The 22,667-nt window shown below is 33.9% G+C and carries 25 protein-coding genes and 1 rRNA gene; 16 read left to right on the plus strand and 10 right to left on the minus strand.

Annotation, left to right across the window (positions count from 1 at the left end):
* Positions 1 to 109 (minus strand): 16S ribosomal RNA (locus A9G38_RS03070); the annotation flags it as partial.
* 541 nt (positions 110 to 650) lie between these two features.
* Here A9G38_RS03070 and A9G38_RS12745 point away from each other — a divergent pair.
* Together A9G38_RS12745 and A9G38_RS12750 are read left to right on the plus strand one after the other, a co-directional pair.
* On the plus strand, positions 651 to 863 hold the full coding sequence (locus A9G38_RS12745) for a DUF4184 family protein (protein ID WP_255306891.1): 213 nt from the start codon (positions 651 to 653) through the stop codon (positions 861 to 863).
* A complete protein-coding gene (locus A9G38_RS12750; protein ID WP_274517963.1) occupies positions 847 to 1,170 on the plus strand; it encodes a DUF4184 family protein in 324 nt (107 codons plus the stop codon). The genes A9G38_RS12745 and A9G38_RS12750 overlap by 17 nt, the downstream gene beginning before the upstream one ends.
* Positions 1,171 to 1,395: 225 nt before the next feature.
* On the opposite strand, the gene gmhB is transcribed toward A9G38_RS12750, so the two are convergent.
* Positions 1,396 to 1,932 (minus strand): D-glycero-beta-D-manno-heptose 1,7-bisphosphate 7-phosphatase, encoded by a 537-nt coding sequence (gmhB, locus tag A9G38_RS03075; RefSeq protein WP_034910762.1) that lies wholly within the window; start codon positions 1,930 to 1,932, stop codon positions 1,396 to 1,398.
* 118 nt (positions 1,933 to 2,050) lie between these two features.
* Here gmhB and metN point away from each other — a divergent pair, with 118 nt between their 5' ends.
* From metN to tsaA, 4 genes are all read left to right on the plus strand, one after another.
* Positions 2,051 to 3,082, plus strand: coding sequence for a methionine ABC transporter ATP-binding protein MetN (metN, locus tag A9G38_RS03080; RefSeq protein ID WP_034910764.1), 1,032 nt, complete (start codon positions 2,051 to 2,053; stop codon positions 3,080 to 3,082).
* 112 nt (positions 3,083 to 3,194) lie between these two features.
* Positions 3,195 to 3,836, plus strand: a complete 642-nt coding sequence (locus A9G38_RS03085) for a methionine ABC transporter permease (RefSeq protein ID WP_034910876.1) — start codon at positions 3,195 to 3,197, stop codon at positions 3,834 to 3,836.
* A gap of 14 nt (positions 3,837 to 3,850) precedes the next feature.
* Positions 3,851 to 4,753 (plus strand): MetQ/NlpA family lipoprotein, encoded by a 903-nt coding sequence (locus A9G38_RS03090; protein WP_034910765.1) that lies wholly within the window; start codon positions 3,851 to 3,853, stop codon positions 4,751 to 4,753.
* Positions 4,754 to 4,875: 122 nt separating this feature from the next.
* Positions 4,876 to 5,589, plus strand: coding sequence for a tRNA (N6-threonylcarbamoyladenosine(37)-N6)-methyltransferase TrmO (gene tsaA / locus A9G38_RS03095; protein WP_034910768.1), 714 nt, complete (start codon positions 4,876 to 4,878; stop codon positions 5,587 to 5,589).
* A 221-nt stretch (positions 5,590 to 5,810) separates the two neighbouring features.
* Here tsaA and hslO read toward each other — a convergent pair whose 3' ends face one another.
* The 3 genes from hslO to A9G38_RS03110 all read right to left on the minus strand — a co-directional run bounded on the left by hslO (position 5,811) and on the right by A9G38_RS03110 (position 8,716).
* On the minus strand, positions 5,811 to 6,683 hold the full coding sequence (gene hslO / locus A9G38_RS03100) for an Hsp33 family molecular chaperone HslO (RefSeq protein WP_034910878.1): 873 nt from the start codon (positions 6,681 to 6,683) through the stop codon (positions 5,811 to 5,813).
* On the minus strand, positions 6,676 to 7,071 hold the full coding sequence (hslR, locus tag A9G38_RS03105; RefSeq protein ID WP_218056483.1) for a ribosome-associated heat shock protein Hsp15: 396 nt from the start codon (positions 7,069 to 7,071) through the stop codon (positions 6,676 to 6,678). The genes hslO and hslR overlap by 8 nt, the downstream gene beginning before the upstream one ends.
* A gap of 100 nt (positions 7,072 to 7,171) precedes the next feature.
* Positions 7,172 to 8,716 carry a hypothetical protein gene (locus A9G38_RS03110; RefSeq protein ID WP_141671712.1) on the minus strand — a complete coding sequence of 515 codons (1,545 nt, stop codon included), beginning with the start codon at positions 8,714 to 8,716 and terminating at the stop codon, positions 7,172 to 7,174.
* Positions 8,717 to 9,020: 304 nt separating this feature from the next.
* Here A9G38_RS03110 and greA point away from each other — a divergent pair, with 304 nt between their 5' ends.
* Positions 9,021 to 9,497, plus strand: a complete 477-nt coding sequence (gene greA / locus A9G38_RS03115; protein WP_034910774.1) for a transcription elongation factor GreA — start codon at positions 9,021 to 9,023, stop codon at positions 9,495 to 9,497.
* Between the two features lie 62 nt (positions 9,498 to 9,559).
* Here the strand turns inward: greA and yhbY are convergent, their stop codons facing one another.
* The gene (gene yhbY / locus A9G38_RS03120) at positions 9,560 to 9,853 is read right to left on the minus strand and encodes a ribosome assembly RNA-binding protein YhbY (RefSeq protein ID WP_034910776.1); all 294 of its coding nucleotides are present in this window, start codon (positions 9,851 to 9,853) and stop codon (positions 9,560 to 9,562) included.
* A gap of 96 nt (positions 9,854 to 9,949) precedes the next feature.
* Here yhbY and rlmE point away from each other — a divergent pair, with 96 nt between their 5' ends.
* From rlmE to A9G38_RS03145, 5 genes are all read left to right on the plus strand, one after another.
* A complete protein-coding gene (rlmE, locus tag A9G38_RS03125; RefSeq protein WP_034910778.1) occupies positions 9,950 to 10,576 on the plus strand; it encodes a 23S rRNA (uridine(2552)-2'-O)-methyltransferase RlmE in 627 nt (208 codons plus the stop codon).
* Positions 10,577 to 10,652: 76 nt separating this feature from the next.
* Positions 10,653 to 12,509, plus strand: coding sequence for an ATP-dependent zinc metalloprotease FtsH (gene ftsH / locus A9G38_RS03130; RefSeq protein ID WP_080702311.1), 1,857 nt, complete (start codon positions 10,653 to 10,655; stop codon positions 12,507 to 12,509).
* Between the two features lie 196 nt (positions 12,510 to 12,705).
* Positions 12,706 to 13,548 carry a dihydropteroate synthase gene (folP, locus tag A9G38_RS03135; RefSeq protein WP_034910882.1) on the plus strand — a complete coding sequence of 281 codons (843 nt, stop codon included), beginning with the start codon at positions 12,706 to 12,708 and terminating at the stop codon, positions 13,546 to 13,548.
* 244 nt (positions 13,549 to 13,792) lie between these two features.
* Positions 13,793 to 14,365: a DUF2975 domain-containing protein gene (locus A9G38_RS03140; protein WP_034910781.1), complete on the plus strand. Its 573-nt coding sequence runs from the start codon at positions 13,793 to 13,795 to the stop codon at positions 14,363 to 14,365.
* Between the two features lie 12 nt (positions 14,366 to 14,377).
* The gene (locus A9G38_RS03145) at positions 14,378 to 14,587 is read left to right on the plus strand and encodes a helix-turn-helix domain-containing protein (protein WP_034910784.1); all 210 of its coding nucleotides are present in this window, start codon (positions 14,378 to 14,380) and stop codon (positions 14,585 to 14,587) included.
* 4 nt (positions 14,588 to 14,591) lie between these two features.
* Here the strand turns inward: A9G38_RS03145 and A9G38_RS03150 are convergent, their stop codons facing one another.
* Both A9G38_RS03150 and grcA read right to left on the minus strand, forming a co-directional pair.
* Positions 14,592 to 15,281, minus strand: a complete 690-nt coding sequence (locus A9G38_RS03150) for an aspartate/glutamate racemase family protein (RefSeq protein ID WP_034910785.1) — start codon at positions 15,279 to 15,281, stop codon at positions 14,592 to 14,594.
* A gap of 582 nt (positions 15,282 to 15,863) precedes the next feature.
* Entirely contained in the window at positions 15,864 to 16,247 is a 384-nt protein-coding gene (gene grcA, locus A9G38_RS03155) for an autonomous glycyl radical cofactor GrcA (RefSeq protein WP_034910787.1), read from the minus strand.
* 204 nt (positions 16,248 to 16,451) lie between these two features.
* On the opposite strand from grcA, the gene ung reads away from it, so the two are divergent.
* Both ung and gntR read left to right on the plus strand, forming a co-directional pair.
* Entirely contained in the window at positions 16,452 to 17,141 is a 690-nt protein-coding gene (gene ung / locus A9G38_RS03160) for a uracil-DNA glycosylase (protein ID WP_034910789.1), read from the plus strand.
* The gene (gene gntR, locus A9G38_RS03165) at positions 17,138 to 18,142 is read left to right on the plus strand and encodes a gluconate operon transcriptional repressor GntR (protein WP_034910792.1); all 1,005 of its coding nucleotides are present in this window, start codon (positions 17,138 to 17,140) and stop codon (positions 18,140 to 18,142) included. The genes ung and gntR overlap by 4 nt, the downstream gene beginning before the upstream one ends.
* 67 nt (positions 18,143 to 18,209) lie before the next feature.
* Here gntR and A9G38_RS03170 read toward each other — a convergent pair whose 3' ends face one another.
* Positions 18,210 to 18,584, minus strand: a complete 375-nt coding sequence (locus tag A9G38_RS03170; protein WP_034910793.1) for a DUF805 domain-containing protein — start codon at positions 18,582 to 18,584, stop codon at positions 18,210 to 18,212.
* A 248-nt stretch (positions 18,585 to 18,832) separates the two neighbouring features.
* Here A9G38_RS03170 and upp point away from each other — a divergent pair, with 248 nt between their 5' ends.
* Complete coding sequence (gene upp / locus A9G38_RS03175; RefSeq protein ID WP_034910795.1) at positions 18,833 to 19,459, plus strand: uracil phosphoribosyltransferase; 627 nt, start codon at positions 18,833 to 18,835, stop codon at positions 19,457 to 19,459.
* A 102-nt stretch (positions 19,460 to 19,561) separates the two neighbouring features.
* Positions 19,562 to 20,821 (plus strand): uracil-xanthine permease family protein, encoded by a 1,260-nt coding sequence (locus tag A9G38_RS03180; RefSeq protein WP_080702316.1) that lies wholly within the window; start codon positions 19,562 to 19,564, stop codon positions 20,819 to 20,821.
* Positions 20,822 to 21,138: 317 nt separating this feature from the next.
* On the opposite strand, the gene lysS is transcribed toward A9G38_RS03180, so the two are convergent.
* Complete coding sequence (gene lysS / locus A9G38_RS03185; RefSeq protein WP_034910798.1) at positions 21,139 to 22,656, minus strand: lysine--tRNA ligase; 1,518 nt, start codon at positions 22,654 to 22,656, stop codon at positions 21,139 to 21,141.
* Between the last annotated feature and the right edge of the window lie 11 nt (positions 22,657 to 22,667).

Below are 22,667 nucleotides of genomic sequence, written 5' to 3' on the forward strand. Positions count from 1 at the left end.
CCCGTCCGCCACTCGTCATCAAGTGCAAGCACTCATGTTACCGTTCGACTTGCATGTGTTAAGCCTGCCGCCAGCGTTCAATCTGAGCCATGATCAAACTCTTCAATTTAAAGTTTGATGCTCAATAACTGTCTCTGACATATTCAAATGAATCTTCAGTGTCACTTATCAAGACTTAACTTTTTTTAGTCCGTAGACTTTAATCTTTCGTCTCGCAAGTGCCCACACAGATTGTCTGTTTCTTATTTTTAAAGAGCTGACAGCTTATGTTCCTTATCAACCTTTTGTTGATTTAGCTCACTGTCTCAAGGATTGCGTATACTACGCTAACCTTTTTTATTCGTCAAGATCTTTTTTAAAATTTTTGATCTCACTTAATCACCAACTCTTCGTCTGCTTGTCGCTGACTGCGTGTCAGTGGATGCGCATTATAGGGGTTTAAAAAAATTATACAAGAGATCATTACGCATTTTTTCTTGTTTGCATTTTTTTTGCTCAAGACGAGCTAAAAACAAACTAAACTGAGTTGTTGTAAAACCAAATTCTAATATTTAATATCTTTGGTAGGTTGATTATATTTCTTATAACAAACAAAATAATTTTAAATTAAACACTCTTTATTAAGTTAGAATAAAAAGTGCCTTTTACATTTGCTCATCCAGCTATCATATTACCTTTATATAAGAACCCCCCATCTATTTTCTATGACGGCTTTGATTATTGATAGTATGGCGCTTGATTTTGAATACTTCTTAAGAATGGAGGTAAAAAGTGCTTTAAGTCATAGTCTAGCTGGTATTTTTCTATTTGATTTACCAATGACTTTAGTTATTTCTTATATTTTTCATTTTATCATTCGATAATGTTTTAATTAAAGATTTACCTAATTTCTTTTATAAGCGATTTGCTAATTATTTAACTTTCAACTGGAATAAATATTGTTGTCAGCATTGGTTAAGTGTTTTAACATCGGCAATTATTGGCATAATTTCTCATATTGGGTGGAACTCTTTTACTCATCCGTCAGGTTGTTCTGTTCAACTTTTTAGTTTATTACAACATACTGTTAATATAGGGAAAATGAAAATTCCAATTTATAAATTATTACAACATGGTAGTTCATTAATTGGTATGAGTTTTGTGGGACTATTTATTATTTACCGATTGTAACATCTAAACAGAATAAAATTGGTTTTTCATACTGGAGCTTAGTAACACTTATTACTTTGCTTATTTTTATATTTGGCAACTATTTTTTCTACAAATCAGCTAGGTATAACTGTTGTTACTTTTATTAGTGCCTGTTTTATTGGATTAACCATTATTCCACTGATACTTAAAAGTATAACTTTAATACAGCGTTTAATATAAACACTGTATTAGTTAAAACAACAATCAAGATTGGTTTTTTATTTTTTTTGGTAGATCAGCCAAACTATCAATAACCCAATCAGCTTGTTCTAATGCTTCTTCAGTTATAGTATCGCCCGTTTTTACTAGCACAGTTTTTTTAACGCCAGCTTTTTTACCCGACAATAAGTCAGACACTCTATCTCCAACCATATAAGAATTAGCAATATCAATTTTTAGTTCTTTAGCTGCTGTTTGAATCATCCCTGGATTTGGCTTACGACATTCACAAGTATCCACTAACGGGTCGTGAGGGCAATAATAGACACCATCTAAATCAACACCACGATCTTGTAAAGACCAATCCATCCATTCAGTCAAAGTATGAAATTGTTCTTCAGTAAATATATTTCTAGCAATCCCCGATTGATTGGTTGTAATGACTAATAAAAAACCCATTTTCTTGAGCTCTTGCATTGCCTCAATAACACCGTTAATAAAGTGGAACTTATCAATTGTATGTACATAATTATAATCTATATTAATAGTACCATCTCGATCTAAAAAAATTGCTGGCTTCATATTTACTTTTTTTCCTTTTAATTTTAGATATTACTCTAATTCATATAGCATATTATTGATTGACTTAGATGTCTAGACGTCTTAATATTCATTCATTCATCTTTTGTTTTTATATATTATGATACAACTACAACATATTTCGAAAACATTTGAGCATAATAAAACCCCCATTTATGCTTTAAAAGACATTAATATCCATGTTCCCCAAGGGAAAATTTACGGTGTTATTGGCAAATCAGGGGCTGGGAAAAGCACACTTATTCGCTGCATTAACCTACTAGAAAAGCCGACTAGTGGGAAGATCTTCTTTGATAATCAAGAGATCACTAATCTATCTAATAGAAAATTAATTGAAATACGTCGAAAAATTAGTATGATTTTTCAACATTTCAATCTACTTTCTTCACGTACTGTATTTGATAATATCGCTTTCCCTCTTGAACTAAATAAAACGCCTAAAATAGCAATTAACCAGAAAGTAAATGAGCTTATGGAATTAGTTGGATTGACAGAAAAAGCGAATGTTTATCCAACTAATTTATCTGGTGGACAAAAACAACGTGTTGCTATTGCGAGAGCTTTGGCAAGTGACCCCAAAGTATTGTTATGTGATGAAGCTACCAGTGCGCTTGATCCTGAAACAACACGTTCAATTTTGTCATTACTAAAAGATATTAACCAAAAATTAGGACTAACAATTTTATTAATTACTCATGAAATGGATGTAGTAAAACAGATTTGTGACCAAGTAGCTGTTATAAGCGATGGCAAACTAGTTGAACAGTCATCAGTTGGCGAAATGTTTTCTCATGCTAAAACAGATATTGCTCGACAATTTATTCAATCAACCTTACATCTTAATATTCCAGATGATTATTTAATAAGGCTATCATCTGAACACAAAGAAGGACTCAATCCGTTATTACGTTTAGAATTTACAGGAGTCTCCGTTGATTTACCATTATTATCACAAATTGCTAAAGAATTCGAAATTGATAGCAACATTATCAGTGCACAAATGGATTATGCCGGAGGAGTCAAATTTGGCTTAATGTTAGCGGAAATGAAAGGGAAACAAAAAAGTATGGCATCAGCAATTCAATTCTTAGAAAAAAATAATACTAAAGTAGAGGTGCTCGGCTATGTTTGATTTTATTCCTTCATTTAAACCTTTTGAATCATTATTTCGATACTTAACTCAATATAATTTTTGGGCTGACTTTGTTGCTTTTTGTTCATCATTTAATGGCTTTAATGAAGCAATGCTTTTCAAAATGGCACAAGCAACAGATGAAACTCTATTTATGGTCATCTTATCAGGTTTTTGGGGAACGATAATTGGATTACCCATTGGCATATTACTTTATACAACTCGTAAAGGACAAATATTGGATTGTTATGCCGCTAATAGTATTATTTCATTTATTACAAATGTATTCCGTTCAATTCCTTTTATCATATTAATTGTATGGATTATTCCTTTTACCACAATTTTAATGGGTACATTTATAGGCAAACAAGCTGCAGTGGTGCCATTAAGTATTGGAGTATCGCCATTAATTGCTCGTATGATAGAAAATGCATTATTAGATGTCCCCAAAGGATTAATAGAGGCGGCTCGCTCAATGGGTGCAACACCACTGCAAATTATATATAAAGTTTTATTGCCTGAGTCATTACCTATAATTGTCAATAGTATGACGATTACCTTAATTACTTTGACAGGATACATTGCAATGGCTGGAGCTGTTGGCGCAGGAGGCCTTGGACAACTTGCTATTCAATATGGTTACAACGGCTACAAGCCTGCTATAATGAATACTGTTTTAGTTATATTAATTATTATTGTCTTTATTATTCAATTTATTGGCAATATGATTGTTAAACGCGTCACACATCATTAATTTTGGAGAAATATATGTCTATTAAAAAGCTAGCACTTATTACCACATTGGTAAGTGCATTTTTTTTAACTGGCTGTGATAATAATAAACAAACAGCCACAACAGATAACAAACCAACAGAACCAACTAAAGTAAATATTCTAAAAGTCGGAGTAATTTCAGGCCCTGAACAAGAAGTTGCTGAAGTAGTTAAACAACAAGCAAAAGATCTTTATAATCTAGATGTTGAACTAGTTATTTTTAACGATTACGTAACCCCAAATCAAGCATTAAATGATGGTCTAATTGATGTAAATGCTTTCCAACATAAACCTTATTTAGATGAACAAATGAAAGAACGTGGCTATAAATTAGCTGTAGTAGGTAATTCATTTGTTTATCCTATTGCAAGCTATTCTCATAAACTAAAACCAATTGATGAATCAATAGAAACAGGCGAAGGTGTAAAAGTCACTTCACCACGCGGTGAAGCATTTTTCATTCCAGCTAACTCAACGATTGCTATTCCTAATGACCCTACAAACTTAGGACGAGCATTACTATTATTACAACATGAAGGGATGATTACTGTTGATAAATCTAAAGGTTTACTACCAACTGTACTTGATATTACCAGTAACCCTTATAACTACAATATTTTAGAACTCGAAGCCCCAATGTTACCTCGTTCATTGGATGATGCCCAAGTTGATCTTGCAATCATCAATAACGCATTTGCAGGACAAGCAAACTTAACACCAAGTAAAGATGGTATTTTTGTTGAGGATAAAGAATCACCATATGTTAACATTATTGTTTCGCGTGAAGTGGATAAAGATAATGAAAATGTGAAAAATTTTGTTAAAGCATACCAAACCGAAGCTGTTGCACAAAAAGCTGACCAAATTTTTAATGGTGGAGCTATTCGCGGTTGGTAACAATTTATAAATAAATATTAGACTAATATTAAATCCGCCGATCTTTGTATCGATCGGCGGAAATAGAGATAATAATAAAATGACTTAACAAAACTGCTACTCATAAATAAAATTATCGACCAATAATGACATATCAAATTGAACCAATCGGCATTATCCGCTCACCGTATAGTGAAAAATTTGCTGTACCAAGACAACCCAATCTAGTTAGTGCAGGACAAGGGGAACTTTATTTATTAGCACCTTATAATGACCCTATCAGTGTAAAAGGATTAGAACAATTTTCACATTTATGGTTATTATTCCTATTTCACCATGTTGCTCCTGAAAAATGGAGATTAACCGTTCGCCCTCCTCGTTTAGGTGGAAATAAAATAATGGGAGTGTTTGCTACACGATCGCCATTTAGACCTAATCATATTGGGCTTTCAGCAGTAGAGTTAAAAGATATCATCATAGAAAATAAGCAAGTAGTCTTAAAATTAGGAAGTCTCGACTTAGTCGATGGCACACCAATTATTGATATCAAGCCTTATCTCCCTTATTCCGATAGCCACTCAGAAGCACTTGCAGGATACGCACAATCTACTCCTGAAAAAAAAATAACAGTAGAGTTCTCACAAAAAGCACGATTATCTTTAGATTTACAAAAACAAAGTTATCCTCAACTCGCCGAATTAATTACACAAGTAATATCCCAAGATCCAAGACCAGCCTATAAACAAAAAAACATTAATGAACAAGCATACGGACTTGCACTTTACCATTTTAATATTAAATGGAGAATCGTAAATCAACACGCCATTGTTGAAGATATTTATGTAGGAAGTAAATAAAAATAATTTTTATGAATTTTAAAAAGTTAAGGCTAAAAAATTTTTTATTAATTTCAATGTAAAATAGCTTTGTAAATTTACTTTACAAAATTTTTATATAAAATCGATAAAATAGGTTGGTATCTTTTTTCTATTCTGTTAAATTGAACACGGGTTTAATTCCCTATATTTCACTTTACCACTAAGGTGTTAATAACCTTAGTGGTATTTTTCTATTAAGATCAATGATAATTTAGGTTACTTTTACTTCTAATTTCAGCAATATCAATTGCATCAAACAGATAATGCTTTCCACAATAATCACAATGGATATCAATCTTCCCCTCGTTTTCCTTTAGGATTTCATCAATCTCATTAGCTGGTAAAGTCATTAAACTATCTTCACAACGTTGACGTGAACATCCACACTTAAAAGTAATATCATGCGTTTCAAAAAGACGTACTTCTTCTTGATTATATAAACGATATAAAATCTCATCAGTAAAAAGTTGAAATAACTCATCACTAGTGATTGTCTCAGTTAAAGCGCTAAGATGTTCAAATGATTCAACTGTATTTTCATTAGCAGGTAAAACTTGCAATAAAATACCTGCTGCTATTGGTTTATTATCATGTACACCTGTTTTTACAAATAGACGAGTTGGGAGCTGTTCTGATTGCATAAAATAATTTTCGATACAACCAATAAGTGTATCTTTTTCCAGCCCAACGATACCTTGATAACGTTCACCATTTTTAGGGGTGATAGTAATAACGACATAGCCATTACCCACCATCTCTTTAAGTGTTGCATTATCAGCGATTTCACCACTAACCCGAGCTATACCGCGTAGCTGCTGTTGATCATTACCATTAACAACCGCTAAAGATAACGCTCCATCACCTTGTAACTGAACAGCAATATCGCCTTCAAATTTTAGTGTTGCTGTTAATAAACTAGTTACAACCAATAATTCACCAAGCAATTTTTGTACTGCTATTGGATAAGTATGATTATCTAAAATCGCTTGATATGTCTGTTCCAGACGAGTAATTTCACCACGAATAGGGTGATTATCAAACAAAAAACGATTTAAAGTATCCATATTAATCATTACCATCTTGTTGCCTATCATATTTAAATTTAATCAAATTACGCCGTTCCTTTTTATCAGGCCGTCTATCTGGATGCGGCATTGTCAATGCATTAAGTTTACGCGCTTGTGCTATTTTTTCTCGTTTTGCAATACTATCAGGAGTTTCTTGATAAAGCTGTTGGGCTTCAATAGCCGTTCTTCGTTGTTCACTAATGGCTAAAACCCGAACTGTTTTTTGATCAGAACCTTGGCGAAGCGTTAAGATTGCACCGACTTCAACAAGCTTACTTGGTTTGGTACGTTGGCCATTATAATGCACTTTGCCACCATCAACCATTTCTCGTGCTAACGATCGAGACTTATAAAATCTTGCCGCCCAAAGCCATTTATCTAATCTTACAAGCACTATTACTACCTCGTATTACTTATTATTGAGTTTTTAAGCTCAAATGAACATAATAACTTAAACATCTTAACGATGTTATATAAGGATGCTTTTGTAAAAATCAATGCGCAAGATTAATGATATACTCATTCCCATTTGCCGAAAATTTACCTGAGAAATTAAATGGTTGTAATTTACCATGTAAATTAGCTGAGTAATTCGTAGCATTTGGCGGTTGTTTTATCAATTTCCAATTTTCTAGTAGTGAACTTGTTACACCATAAGCATCAAATTGCAAAGATAGCGGTTCATTTTGCGATAAATCAACTTTTGCTCTCGACTCAATTATTCCTCCATTAGTTAAAGAACTAAAAGCTAATGAAGGATGGTTATCAGAATCAAATTTGAGAACAAGATCTGGATAACGAATATCTATTCGATTTAACGAAGCTTTTTCAGATTTCAAAAAAACAGTTCCTGAAAATAGTCCTAATTTTTGCGCTTTTGCTAAAGTGATATCTTTACCTGAAGCTTGAAAATTATATAAACTAAAAGGAAAATCGCTCTGCTTTCTAATTATCAAACTCTGAAAAACATTCAGCTTATCAAGCTTAATATTTCTAAAAATATTAGGTAACAGAGTCTGTCCCAAATTTTCAGGAATCTCATAGACAATATCCGCTAACATTAATTGATCTAGATGTAAGGTATTATCTTTCCACTTACCAGAAAAATTTATACTACCTTTATTCCATTTTGCTAATACTTTTTGAATTGTCGCTTCTTGGTTTTGAAATGATAATTGTGCTAATACCGACGAAAATAACTGATTATGCCAAACTAGTTCCTCGGCAGTAAAAATAAAGGAGCCCTGTTCGAAATGCCATTGCCCATCATAACGAAGATTCGTCGCTTCAATATTGCCTTTTTCCATTAAAAAACTAGGCAACTGAATACTACTTTCCTGTATCGATAATTGTTTGATTATTAACTTTGGAAGGACATGAAAATATCTATCAAAAAAATCATCATCAGTTGATTGAAAATGTATATTATGCAACTTTAATTGTTCGATATCTAAAATATTGTCGGCCTGTATTTTTAATTTACTGACAAAAAATCCGTCTTTAATATTTCCACCTAAATTAGTAATCGTAGTAATACCATCTCGATGGAAACCTTGAATAAGCAAAGATTTTATTGGTATTTGATTTACCAAAGCTTCTTGAGAAGTAAAATCAAATTGATATTTATCTCCCCCTGATGAAAAAAAAGGTTGAATCCCTCCATTGATTTTGAAGAAAGAAAGTTTATCTTTTCCATTATTAGCCAGAATATTAATGGTTGAATTAACAAATTTTAGTGTGTTTGTTGAAAAAGCATAATGCTTGGATTGAGTAGTATTAATAGTACCATTAATGACAGTAACATAATTAAAATGGCTTAATTGCCATAAATCACTTTTATCCAACCCTACAACTAATTTAGGAACATTAACAATCTCTTGATTATTATCATTGACAACAACATCATCAAAAACCAATTCATAAAAAGTTGAAAAAGAGTGATGAACACTGCCGATTGAGATTGTATATGAACTTAATTTAGATAACTGATAACTAACTAATTTTGCTCCGAACGAAGTTTGTAAAACAAAATAAGACAACAATAAAAAAAACCAAACGATGGACAGAGAAATGATTATATAAAATCGGAATTGCCGCATAAATAAATGTAATTATTATAATGAACTACTAAATAGTTATATTACGATAACCGATTTTTATAAAAATATCATCTCATTTTCAGTATAAATGATTTGTTATTAAACTAACTTTACAGTTAATATATAAATATTCACTTTAACGTTTTTAAATAAACAAAAAACAATTAACTTTCTCTTTCTTTTGATTAAGATAAGGGATAATTATTTTTATTTACTAAAATAAGTAAAAACGGGAGATACCTAGATGAAACAAATCCCAATGACAGTAAAGGGAGCTGAACTATTACGAGCCGAATTAGAAGAGTTAAAGAATGTCAAAAGACCACAAATAACGGCAGCAATAGCAGAGGCAAGAGCTCATGGCGATTTAAAGGAAAACGCTGAATACCATGCAGCAAGAGAACAGCAAGGTTTTTGTGAGGGTCGTATTCAAGAAATCGAAGGTAAATTATCACAAGCTCAAATTATTGATATTACCAAAGTAAAAAATACTGGTCGTATTATTTTTGGTGCTACAGTAACAGTAATAAATATTGAAACGGACGAAGAGACAACATATCGCATAGTGGGTGATGATGAAGCTGACTACAGACAAAATCTTATTTCAGTCAACTCACCTATTGCCAGAGGGTTAATTGGCAAAGAAGATGGTGATACAGTACAAATTAAAACCCCAGGGGGTGATGTAGAATTTGATATTGTTAAAGTTGAATATATCTAATTATTAAATAAATCACTTACAAAAACAGATGATAAATGCAACAGGGCTAAGCCCTGTTACATTTATTTAGGTAGGGAAATTTTCTTATCTTCGCTTGGTCTAAAAATAGTGAAATTAGAACCAACCAATTGCACTGCTAACGCTTTTGTTTCGCGTACAATTGCATCACAAATAAGCCTTTTTGTTTCACGATCTTCAGCAGAAACCTTAATTTTAATCAACTCATGGAAATTTAAAGCGTTGTCAATCTCGGCAAGTACACCCTCGGTAAATCCATTAGCCCCAATCATCACTATAGGTTTTAAATGATGAGCTTCACTTTTTAAATACTGTTTTTGTTTATTCGATAAATTCATTAAATTTTTATCACATTAAGTTGTAATTTTGCTATTCTACCCTTATATATGTTTGTAATCAATGAAGTGACCTTTTACATTAAGGATTTATTAGTTGTGAGTAATAAAAAACGCTCAGCAAGTTCAACGCGCTGGCTCAATGAGCATTTTAATGATCGCTTTGTACAACAAGCACACAAAAAAGGGCTCCGATCTAGAGCTTGGTTCAAACTTGAAGAAATTCAAAAAAGTGACAAATTATTTAAGCCCGGAATAACGGTTGTTGATTTAGGTGCAGCCCCAGGAGGTTGGTCACAATATGTCGCATCGCTTATCGGCAATAAAGGGCGTATTATTGCCTGTGACTTACTTCCCATGGATCCCATTGTTGGCGTTGACTTTCTTCAAGGCGATTTTCGGGATGACGCAGTTTTAAAAGCATTACTTGAACGAGTTGGCGAAGAAAAAGTCCAAGTTGTCATGTCAGACATGGCGCCCAACATGAGCGGTCAACCTGCAGTTGATATACCTAGAGCAATGTATTTAGTTGAACTAGCGTTAGATATGTGTAAAGACGTGCTTGCTCTTAATGGTAATTTTATTGTTAAAGTGTTTCAAGGTGAAGGATTTGAAGAGTATCTAAAGCAAGTACGTTCGATGTTTAAAACTGTCAAAATTCGAAAACCTGAGGCTTCACGCGCAAGGTCTCGAGAAGTTTATATTGTTGCAATGGGTATAAAGTAGCCAGTTGTATAATTTTGTAGTACCATACTTTGTTAAATTTAGTCGTAACTGTTAATTTTTATGAGAGGTTTTTCTTTTGAACGACATGATAAAGAATTTACTGATCTGGGGAATTATCGCTGTAGCATTGATTGTTGGATTTAGCCAATTCAGCTCAATATCTAATAGTGGACCTCAAGTCAATTATACCCAATTTAATTCCGATATCGCAGCTGGTAATCTCCAAGAAGTGCATATTAACGGACGAGAAATTGTTGCCACAACTAAAAATAAAGGCAATTACACTACATATATCCCTTACCTTGATGGAAAATTAATGGATGATTTATTGGCCAATAAAGTACCTGTTTATGGTAAACCCGATGAAAGACCAAACTTAATCACCAGCATTCTTATCTCTTGGTTTCCTATGATTTTGCTTATTGGTTTTTGGCTCTTTATGATGCGTCAAATGCAAGGTGGTGGTAAAGGTGGACCAATGTCAGTTGGTAAAAGTAAAGCAAAAATGCTAACGCCAGACCAAGTCAAAACAAAATTTACCGATGTTGCCGGAAGTGAAGAAGCAAAACAAGAAGTCACCGAAGTTGTCGACTTTTTACGCGATCCAGGCAAATATCAAAAATTGGGAGGACGCATACCAAAAGGGATTTTAATGGTAGGACCTCCAGGAACAGGTAAAACTTTACTAGCAAGAGCTATTGCAGGTGAAGCCAATGTGCCTTTTTTTAGCATTTCAGGTTCTGACTTTGTTGAGATGTTTGTGGGAGTGGGGGCTTCGCGAGTGCGAGATCTCTTTGAACAAGCACGTAAGCACGCACCTTGTATTATCTTTATTGACGAAATTGATGCCGTCGGACGCAAGCGTGGTGCTGGCTCAATGGGAGGTCATGATGAACGAGAACAAACATTAAACCAAATGTTGGTTGAAATGGATGGGTTTGAGGCTAATAGCGGCATTATTATCATCGCAGCAACTAACCGAGTTGATATTTTAGATTCGGCGTTACTCCGTCCTGGTCGTTTTGACCGCCAAGTGCAAATTGGTTTACCAGACATGAAAGGCCGTGAGCAAATTCTTGCCGTTCATGTACGCAAAGTTCCGTTAGGTTCTGATGTCAACTTATCGGTATTAGCTCGTGGCACACCAAATTACTCTGGTGCAGAACTTGCTAATTTAGTTAACGAAGCAGCTTTATTTGCTGCACGTCGAAACAAACGAGTAGTTACCATGGAAGAATTTGAGGAAGCCAAAGACAAAATCAATATGGGAACTCAACGCCGTTCATTATCTATGACGAAAGAACAATTAACTAATACTGCTTATCACGAAGCTGGACATGCGATTGTTGGCTATCTTGTGCCAGATCATGATCCACTTCATAAAGTAACTATTATCCCTCGTGGGCGCGCATTAGGTGTAGCATTCTTTTTACCTGAAGGTGACCAAATTAGCCAAAGCCGAACTCAATTAGAATCAAAAATTTCTACCGCTTATGCAGGCCGAATTGCTGAAGGATTAGTCTTTGGTGAAGATAAAATTACGTCGGGGGCATCAAGTGATATTCAATATGCATCTAATGTTGCTCGAGCAATGGTAACCCAATGGGGATTCTCAGAACGTTTACCACCTGTATTATTTGAGTACGAAGAATCATCTTATGGGCCATTGAAAAAAATCTCAGATAGTACAGCTCAAATTATTGATGAAGAAGTTGACGCTATTATTCAACGTAACTATCAACGTGCAAAAACGATCCTAACTGAAAATATTGATATTCTTCACGCTATGAAAGATGCACTGTTAAAATATGAAACAATCAATAAACAACAAATTGATGAACTTATGAATCGTCAACCGGTCACACCGCCTGATGATTGGACGGAAAGCGATGAAAAAGCAGCAAATGGAGGTAGTGATACACCACTACAATAAAAAAGTTAATTTGCTTTAATAAAATATAACGCGCTTACGGCGCGTTTTTTATCGGTAAACTAAAAATAGCTTATCAATAAATTTGCAGGAATAAAGCAACGATTATATTGAAAATTTCACTTTAATTATGCTTAATAATTTTGAAGATCATTTAAACAACTGCATCATTAATTTTAATCAAATAGGGCTTTTAATCATGGAAATACATTTTCAAAATCATGTGATGGATCTTTCATTCCCACAAGTGATGGGCATCGTTAATATGACGCCAGATTCATTTTCTGACGGTGGTAATTATAACAACCTTGATGATGCTATGCGTCGAGTTGACAGTATGATCCAAGCTGGTGCAACATTTATTGATGTCGGCGGCGAATCAACACGCCCTGGTGCAACTGAAGTGTCTGTCGATGAAGAGCTTAACCGTGTTATTCCATTAGTTGAAAAAATTGCCCATTATTTTGATGTTTGGATTTCGGTTGATACATCAAAACCACAAGTCATGACCGAATCTGCCAAAGTAGGAGCCCATCTAATTAATGATATTAGAGCTTTAACAGAACCAGGTGCGGTTGAAGCAGCTGCACAAACAGGATTACCTGTTTGCATTATGCATATGCAAGGCGCTCCTAAAACTATGCAAAATGCGCCATACTATGAGCTAGATATCTATCAAGAAGTCGATAATTTTTTTACAAAACAGATCCAACGCTGCATAAACGAAGGCATTGACCGTCAAAAAATCATACTCGACCCAGGTTTTGGATTTGGTAAAACACTAATGCACAATTACCAGCTATTAGCAACACTTGAACGGTTTCACCATTTAAACCTTCCTTTATTAGTAGGCATGTCCCGAAAATCCATGATAGGACAAGTATTAAATGTACCACCGCAAGAACGTACACTTGGTAGTGTTACATGTGCAGTAATTGCGGCAATGAAAGGAGCAAAAATTATTCGCGTACACGATGTAAAGGAAACTTTCAATGCACTAAGGATTGTACAAGCAACCCTTGCAGAACAAGATTCCTTTTGAGATTGTAAAATCGTTGTATTTTTTCGAACAAACTTTTTCATATATAACATTGATTTTAATTAATTTATATCTAATTATTTTTTAGTGAAATCAAATGATTATAAAGTAATTTTATTTAATATTTAGCTTTTATAATTAAAAATAATAAAATAAAAAATTATCTTTTTACTTTAATTTTTTATTGTTTAATGAATTTCCTAATGCTATACTGTGTTCACTTTTTATAAAACGAAAGGATTTAAAAATGAACACAGATATGACTAAAACACATTCTCGATTGAATCAATATTGTCGAATTATGGCATTACTAACATTAATTCCAATTCTAATTTTGTTAATTGGCGCAATATCTCCATTCTTATATTATTTTTTTGATAGGCAAGATATTGGACTTGTAGGGTTTATTTTCTCCTCTGGTGGGTGGGAGAATGTTGATCCTGTATCTTTATCTGGATGGCAAGCGGCTATTGCAACATTAATGGATACTTCATTAATACTTCTTTTAGTTTATGCGTTTTATCAACTTAGACTACTGTTTATCAATTACAGTCAATCCGAATATTTCTCAGTAAAATCAGCCAACCATAGTTACATCTTTGGCAAATTGCTTGTTTGTTGGGTGGTTATAAGTTTTTTATCTGAACCATTATTAACAACGATCTTAACTTATAATCAAGAGGAATCAGCACGTTACTTTTCTATTTCTTTTTCTAGTGATGAAATTATAACGTTATTTCTTGCGATTAGTATTATGCTTATTGGTCAAATACTAAAAAAGGCCTGCCAACTAGCTGAAGAAAATAAACAATTTATTTAAAAGGAGTCATATGTGCCAATTATAATAAATTTAGACGTAATGCTTGCTAAACGTAAAGTTAAATCAAAAGATCTAGCGGTAGCAGTTGGTATTACAGAACAAAATTTATCATTACTTAAGCAAGGTAAAGTAAAAGGATTTAGACTAGCAACACTCGAAGCAATCTGCAAACACCTAGATTGCCAACCAGGTGATATACTAGAATATACCAACGAAGAATAACTTATTAACTTATTGCAAGTAATGCTGCCTCTTGCGCGTGAATTAAGGCTGTATCAAAAAAAGGTATATTACGATCGGATTGAGAGATTAATAACCCAATTTCCGTACAGCCTAAAATAACACCTTCTGCACCATTTTTAATGAGTTTATCAACAATATTAAGATAGGCTTGCTTAGAATCAGGCTGAATAATACCTTTGCAAAGTTCATCATAAATTATCTCATTAATAATATTTCTGTCTTGAGATTCAGGAATAAGCACATTTAAATTTTTATCGATCAGTTTAGATTTATAAAAGTCCTGCTCCATTGTATATTTAGTACCTAACAAAGCGACCGATTTAATATTTTGTGCGAGTAAATGTTTAGCTGTCACATCGGCAATATGAATAATCGGAATATTAATTGCTTTTTGGATTTGATCTGCAACTTTATGCATAGTATTGGTACAAATAACAATAAAATCTGCACCAACTAATTCAACTCTTTTAGCCGCATCAATTAAAATTTCTGCGCTTTTGTTCCACTCATTATTAGCTTGGCAACTTTCAATTTCTTGAAAATCAACGCTATATAAAATCGTTTTTGCTGAATGCAGGCCTCCTAATGATTTAGCAATAGTTTGATTAATAACTTGATAATAAGTTGTTGTACTTTCCCAACTCATACCCCCGATTAAACCAATTGTTTTCATTCTAAAAATTCCTTATAGAAAGTTTATGATTTTTGATATTAAAATAATTTTATTCTTAACTATATTGTAGAATGTGTAAAGTTATTTCAATTGTGGTAGAGTTAGGTGGAATTTAATTAGTACTTGTTTAAGCAATCAATGGTTAATTATCGCTATGAAGGTATTGTGTTTTTACTTAGCAAGCAAAAACATCTACTAAATTTTATCTTTAGAAAAAAATTTTATTAACAAAATAAAGAAATATTGTTCAATATAAAACAGTTTAAGGAATAAAAAGTACGGTTGGTAGCGTAAACACATCCACCAATACCTAACTTAAGTAACCTGCTATGACTTTAATCGCGATAATAGCTACAATAGCAACTATTTATATTCTTGAGCAAGAAAATTCTTTTTCTTATATTCATGTCAACTACATAAAAAGGACTAACGCATCGATATTAACAGAAGTATTGCTGAAATGTTTAACATCACTAGGATAAAATAGTTAATCTGATAAGATGAAAAATTAAATTCGGAATAAATATCTTATTTATTATAAAAAACCCAGCAAATGCTGGGTTTAAAACTTTTGTTATTTTATTAAATTTTAGTTGTAAACGTACGAGCAATAACATCACGTTGTTGTTCTGCTGTTAATGAGTTAAAACGTACTGCATAACCAGAAACACGAATTGTTAATTGTGGGTATTTTTCTGGGTGTTTTACAGCGTCTTCTAAAGTTTCACGACGAAGAACATTCACATTTAAATGTTGACCACCTTCAACTTTTACAGTTGGAGCAACATCTAATGGAACTTCACGATATTCGAATTGACCAAGTTCTGCAGTAGGAATGATTTGATCTTCTTTATAAACTGATTTAGCAGCTACACAACGAGCTTCTTTTGTAGAGTCGTCTAATAACCAGAAAGAGTTTAGAAGTGCTGAGTTGTCTGCTTTAGTAATTTGGATACCTGTAATCATTTTAAATCCTCCTAACGGGGCCTTATTGCCCTAAAATAATTATGGTTAATATAGCACTTTAAAAATTTGATAAAAGTCAAAAAAAACTATTGCTTCGATAAGTAATACCTTTAATTTCTATTTTCTTTTGTGATAGGTTATTATGTAGAAATATATTAGTTATTGCCCAGAAACACTGGCATTATTGATGAGTGATATCAAAATATGACAACAAAATTGACTTGGCATGAAGTTATTGGTGCAGAAAAACAAAAACTTTATTTTCAACAAATAATGCAATTTGTAAAGACTGAGCGTGCTAATGGCAAGATAATTTACCCGCCTCAGCATGATGTGTTTAATGCGTTTCGTTTTACACCATTTGATCAAATCAAAGTGGTGATTTTAGGGCAAGATCCTTATCATGGTCCTAATCAAGCTCACGGTCTTTCTTTTTCTGTTTTACCCGGAGTTAAGACACCACCATCGTTAGTTAATATTTATAAAGAACTGGCAACCAATATTGATGGTTTTACAATTCCTTCTCATGGCTATTTAGCTTCTTGGGCTGCTCAAGGTGTATTACTATTAAATAATGTGTTGACTGTTGAAGCGGGGCAAGCGCATTCTCATGCAAAAATAGGTTGGGAAACTTTTACTGATAATGTGATAGCGGCAATCGATGAGTATCTTGAAGGTGTGGTTTTTTTATTGTGGGGATCTCCTGCACAAAAAAAGGGGCAGTTTATTAATCGCCAAAAACATCATGTATTAACATCGGTGCATCCATCACCATTATCAGCTCATCGTGGATTTTTTGGCTGTAAGCACTTTTCCAAAGCGAATGATCTTATTATGCAACAAGGTAAAAAAGCAATAGATTGGCAACCAAGACTAGCGGAAAAACAAACATGAGTAATAATAAAAGACGCCGAACAAGTTTGCAGGAAATTGCAAATTTAATCGGGATTAGTAAAATGACAGTGAGTCGTTTTTTACGAGATCCCAATCTTGTATCTAAACCACTTCAATTACAAATTTCAGCCGCAATAGATAAGCTAGGATATATTCCTAATAAAGCTCCCGATATGCTGTCTAACGCTAAAAGTAATGCCATTGGTATTGTGTTCCCTTCTTTAACCAATCAGGTTTTCGCCGATATTTTAAAAGGTATTGAGATGGTGACTGATGTAAGAGGATATCAAACCATGATCACTCATACCGGATACAGTGCTGACAAAGAAGAATTACGCCTGCGCTCATTACTTTCTTATAATATTGACGGATTAATTTTAACGGAAAGAACGCATACTCCAGCAACATTAAAGATGATTGAAATTTCGGGTGTTCCTGTAGTTGAAATTATGGACAGTGTTTCACCTTGTATTGATATGGCTGTTGGATTTGATAATTTTACTGTAACCAAGAATATGATTGATAAAATGATAGATAAAGGCCGCCGTAATATTGTCTATTTTAGTGCAAGACAAGATCAACGAAGTATTATACGTCAAAAAGGATATGAAAAGGCTATGGAAGAAGCAGGATTAACACCTAGAACGCTAGCGACTAAAGAAGCATCATCTTATGAATTAGGGTCAAGATTTTTGCATCAAATTTTAAAAGATTTTCCTTGTGTTGATGGTATTTTTAGTACTAATGATGACTTAGCTTTAGGGGTATTACTTGAGTGCCAACGGATGGGAATTGAAGTACCAAAACAAATAGCGATTGTTGGATTTCATGGACATCAAATTGGTCAATTTATGAATCCCAAACTAGCATCTATACAGACACCAAGAATTGAAATGGGAAAAATTGCAGCTGAGCTGTTATTAAAACGAATCAACGGCGAGAAGGTTGAGCAAAAAGTGATTGATTTGCCGGTTGAGTATCTAGATGGAGAAAGTATTTAGAAGATAGGGGATAATATTGATAATGATTTAACCTTACCACGTTTAGTGATAAGGTTATTAGTAATAATTACAACCCTTTAGGGTTTTCACCGTATTGGTTGCTGCCCGGTGTTGAGTCTGAGCATGCGAAAACCAATAACACAATTGCGCCAATCAATGGAACCAAAGCAATTAATATCCACCAACCAGATCTATCTGTATCATGTAAACGTCGTACTGCAACAGCCAAACTTGGAATAAATAATGCTGCCCAAGCAACAAAACTAATAATATTTGTTACTGACACTAAAGAGGTACTAATTGAAATAAGGATCATGCTGACAATAGTCAAAGCAAGATTTAAAAGAAAATTGAAGAGAATAAACATCCAATATTCTTGACGACGAGCTCGCCCATTAAAATTTGCATAATTTTTTGTAATACAATCAATAAACCAATTCATTCCTATATTCCTTTTTTAAATTAATTACTGAAATAAATTATTTGGGACGGCTATTTTAATGAAAAAAAAACAAAAATAAAACTGATTTTTATCGTTAAATTTTTTTATTTTTATTTTTTATCAATATTTACATTGCCTATAAGGCTGTTGATTTCAGGTTTTCATAAAGTGATAACTATGTTAGAATTATCGCTCAGTGGTTATTTATACCAGCTAACAGATTATAGAAAATAACACTGAGGCCCTCCATGAAAATAGTTGAAGTAAAACACCCTCTTGTACGTCATAAAATTGGATTAATGCGTGAACACGATATTAGCACCAAAGACTTTCGTGATCTTGCCAGTGAAGTTGGCAGTTTATTAACTTATGAAGCAACGGCTGATCTACCTACTGAAACAGTAACAATAGACGGTTGGTGTGGACCTGTTCAAGTAGAACGTATTAAGGGTAAAAAAATTACGGTTGTACCTATTTTGCGTGCCGGCTTAGGTATGATGGATGGTGTGCTTGAGCATGTGCCAAGTGCCCGTATTAGCGTTGTCGGGTTTTACCGTAACGAAGAAACGTTAGAACCTGTTCCTTATTTTCAAAAACTAACCTCGGATATTGAAGAGCGAATGGCTTTAGTTGTTGATCCAATGTTAGCTACAGGTGGCTCAATGGTGGCGACAATCGATTTGCTTAAAAAAGCAGGTTGTAAAAATATTAAAGTATTAGTTTTAGTTGCCGCACCAGAAGGTATTAAAGTGCTTGAACAAGCTCACCCTGATGTTGAACTTTATACTGCATCGATTGATGAGAGGTTGAACGAAAAAGGCTACATATTACCTGGACTGGGTGATGCTGGAGACAAAATCTTCGGCACAAAATAAAATCTCAAAATTTAGACCGGTTAATCCGGTTTTTTTATGCCTGTTAATCAGGTAAGTTATACAATAAACTTCGTTAAGTAAGAGAGGCGAGATGTGAGCAATATCACAACAGATAAAACAAAAAATATAACATCACTGCATAAGCATTCTTGGCAAGATATTTTTACTGGAGCGCAAATGTTATTTGTCGCATTTGGTGCATTGGTGTTAGTTCCACTATTAACAGGGTTAAACCCGAATGTAGCTCTTTTTACTGCTGGAGTAGGTACTTTATTATTTCAATTGACAACTAAAGGTAAAGTTCCTGTATTTTTAGCGTCATCATTTGCTTTTATTGCTCCTATCTCATTTGGTGTTGCTCATTGGGGGATTCCTGCTACTTTAGGCGGTTTAATAGCTGCTGGATTTATATTTATGTTTTTTGCTTTTTTAGTAAAAATAAATGGTAAACATATTATTGATCGTATCTTACCGCCAGTTGTAACTGGACCAATTATTATGGTTATTGGTTTATCATTGGCGCCTGTTACTATAGGTATGGCAATGGGTAAAGATAGTGGACTGCAAGCTGAAAATTATCAATTGATTATTATTTCAATGGTATCATTATTAACAACTTTAGTGGTTGCCATTTGGGCAAAAGGCTTTTTAAAATTATTACCTATTATTTCGGGTATTGTAGTTGGTTATACGCTCTCTTGCATGTTTGGTATTGTTAACTTCCAACCAATTATTGATGCACCATGGTTTAAAGTTCCCGATTTCACTTTTCCTGAATTTCACTGGCAAGCCATTTTGTATATGCTCCCAATTGTCATTGCACCAACCATTGAACATGTTGGCGATATTATGGCGATTGGTTCGGTAACGGGTAAAGACTATACACGCGATCCCGGTTTACAGCGTACATTACTTGGTGATGGACTAGCAACTTCGATGGCTGGATTTTTTGGTGGACCACCGTGTATTACTTATGCAGAAGTGATTGGTGCAGTAACGCTAACTCGCAATTTCAAAACTCGAGTAATGACATGGGCAGCTCTTTGGGCAATTTTAATGTCTTTTATCGGAAAAATTGGTGCATTTTTAAGTTCAATTCCAACTGTAGTAATGGGTGGGATTATGGTGTTACTGTTTGGTTCTATTGCATCAGTGGGCATTAATATCTTAGTGAAACATAAAGTCGATCTATCTGTACCGCGTAATATGTGTATTGTTTCATTAGTTTTAGTTTTTGGTATTGGAGGGATGATCTTTGATTTTGGCTCTTATACACTGCAAGGTATTAGTTTATGCGGTATTTTAGCTATTGTGTTAAATCTTATCTTGCCACATCAAGTCAAATCAACTAATAGCCACTAAATTAACTGCTATATCGTTGGTTATTTTTATAGCCAACGATATTTATAATATAACTGTATTAACCTATCACTCTTTTTAGCCTTTCTATTTTTTTGTGGCAAACCTATTTTTGCATTTTTAATCAATATGGTGGTTATCACACTTCATAGCAAGCACAAAATCTATGTATAGAATTATGCAGTTTTATAATCAATGGATGGATTGTTTCTTTTTATATGCTTATCGCTGTTTTTTGTCAAAAAGTTTCAGGTAAGTATGTGTTTCAGTATAAAAACACACTTATCAAAAAATAAGTGTGTTTTTAATGATAAACCGTTTTATTTGATTGGACGCATGGTTGGGAATAAAATTACGTCACGAATTGTATGGCTGTTGGTAAATAGCATCACGGTACGGTCAATACCGATCCCAAGTCCTGCTGTAGGCGGTAAACCGTGCTCCAGCGCTGTAATATAATCTTCATCATAAAACATCGCTTCATCATCACCCGCATCTTTTTGTGATACTTGATCAGCAAAGCGTTGAGCTTGATCTTCAGCATCATTAAGCTCTGAGAATCCATTACCTATTTCACGACCACCAATAAAAAATTCAAATCGATCAGTCACAAATGGGTTTTCATCGTTACGGCGAGCAAGTGGGGATACTTCAGCTGGATATTCAGTAATAAAGGTTGGTTGAATTAAGTTTGATTCAGCAACTTCTTCAAAAATTTCAGTTACCACTCGACCAAGACCCCAACTTTTTTCAATTTTTATACCAATTGATTGTGCTATGGCACAAGCTTTATCAAAGTCATCTAGATCAGTATTATTGGTTTCAGGGCGGTAATGGCAAATGGCTTCACGCATGGTCATTTTGATAAATGGTTTACCAAAATCAAACGTATGTTCACCATATTGCACAACAGCATCACCTGTTACCGCAATAGCTAAACGACGGAATAATGTTTCTGTTAATACGATCAGATCTTTGTAATCAGCATAAGCCATGTACATTTCCATCATGGTAAATTCTGGATTATGTCTTGGTGATACGCCTTCATTTCGGAAGTTGCGATTAATTTCAAATACCCGCTCAAAACCGCCTACAACTAATCGTTTTAGATAAAGTTCTGGCGCAATACGCATATACATATCTAAATCAAGCGCATTGTGATGCGTAATAAATGGTTTAGCTGATGCACCACCCGGAATTACCTGCATCATTGGCGTTTCGACTTCCATAAAGTGGTTTTCAATCATAAAGTTGCGGATTTCACTGACAACTTTGGAACGCGCTTTAAAAGTCTCTCTTGATTCTTGATTTGTGATAAGATCCAAGTAACGTTGACGGTAACGCATTTCTTGATCGGCAAGTCCATGAAACTTATCAGGTAATGGGCGAAGAGCTTTAGTTAATAAACGAATTTCTTCACAGTGGATAGAAAGCTCACCAGTTTTAGTCTTAAATAGGTAACCTTTAGCGCCGACAATATCTCCCAAATCCCATTTTTTAAATTGCTCGTTATAAAAACCTTCAGAGAGATCATCACGAGTAACATAAAGTTGGATTTGTCCAGCAACATCTTGTAGAGAAACAAACGAGGCTTTACCCATTATACGACGCATCATCATACGGCCAGCCACAGTTACAATAATTTTCTTTTCAATCAGTTCTTCGTTAGTTTTATCGCCATATTGTTTATGGAGATCACTAGAAATCGCATCACGGCGAAAATCATTAGGGAAAGCAATACCTTGTTCGCGAAGATGAGCGAGCTTTTCGCGACGTACTTTTAGTTCATTATTTAACTCTTCAATTTGGTTTTGTTGATCTTGCTGCTCTGTTGACATAGTTTTACCTT

The sequence above is a fragment of the Gilliamella sp. Imp1-1 genome, from assembly GCF_001690415.1.
GTDB classification, from domain to species: domain Bacteria; phylum Pseudomonadota; class Gammaproteobacteria; order Enterobacterales; family Orbaceae; genus Gilliamella; species Gilliamella bombi.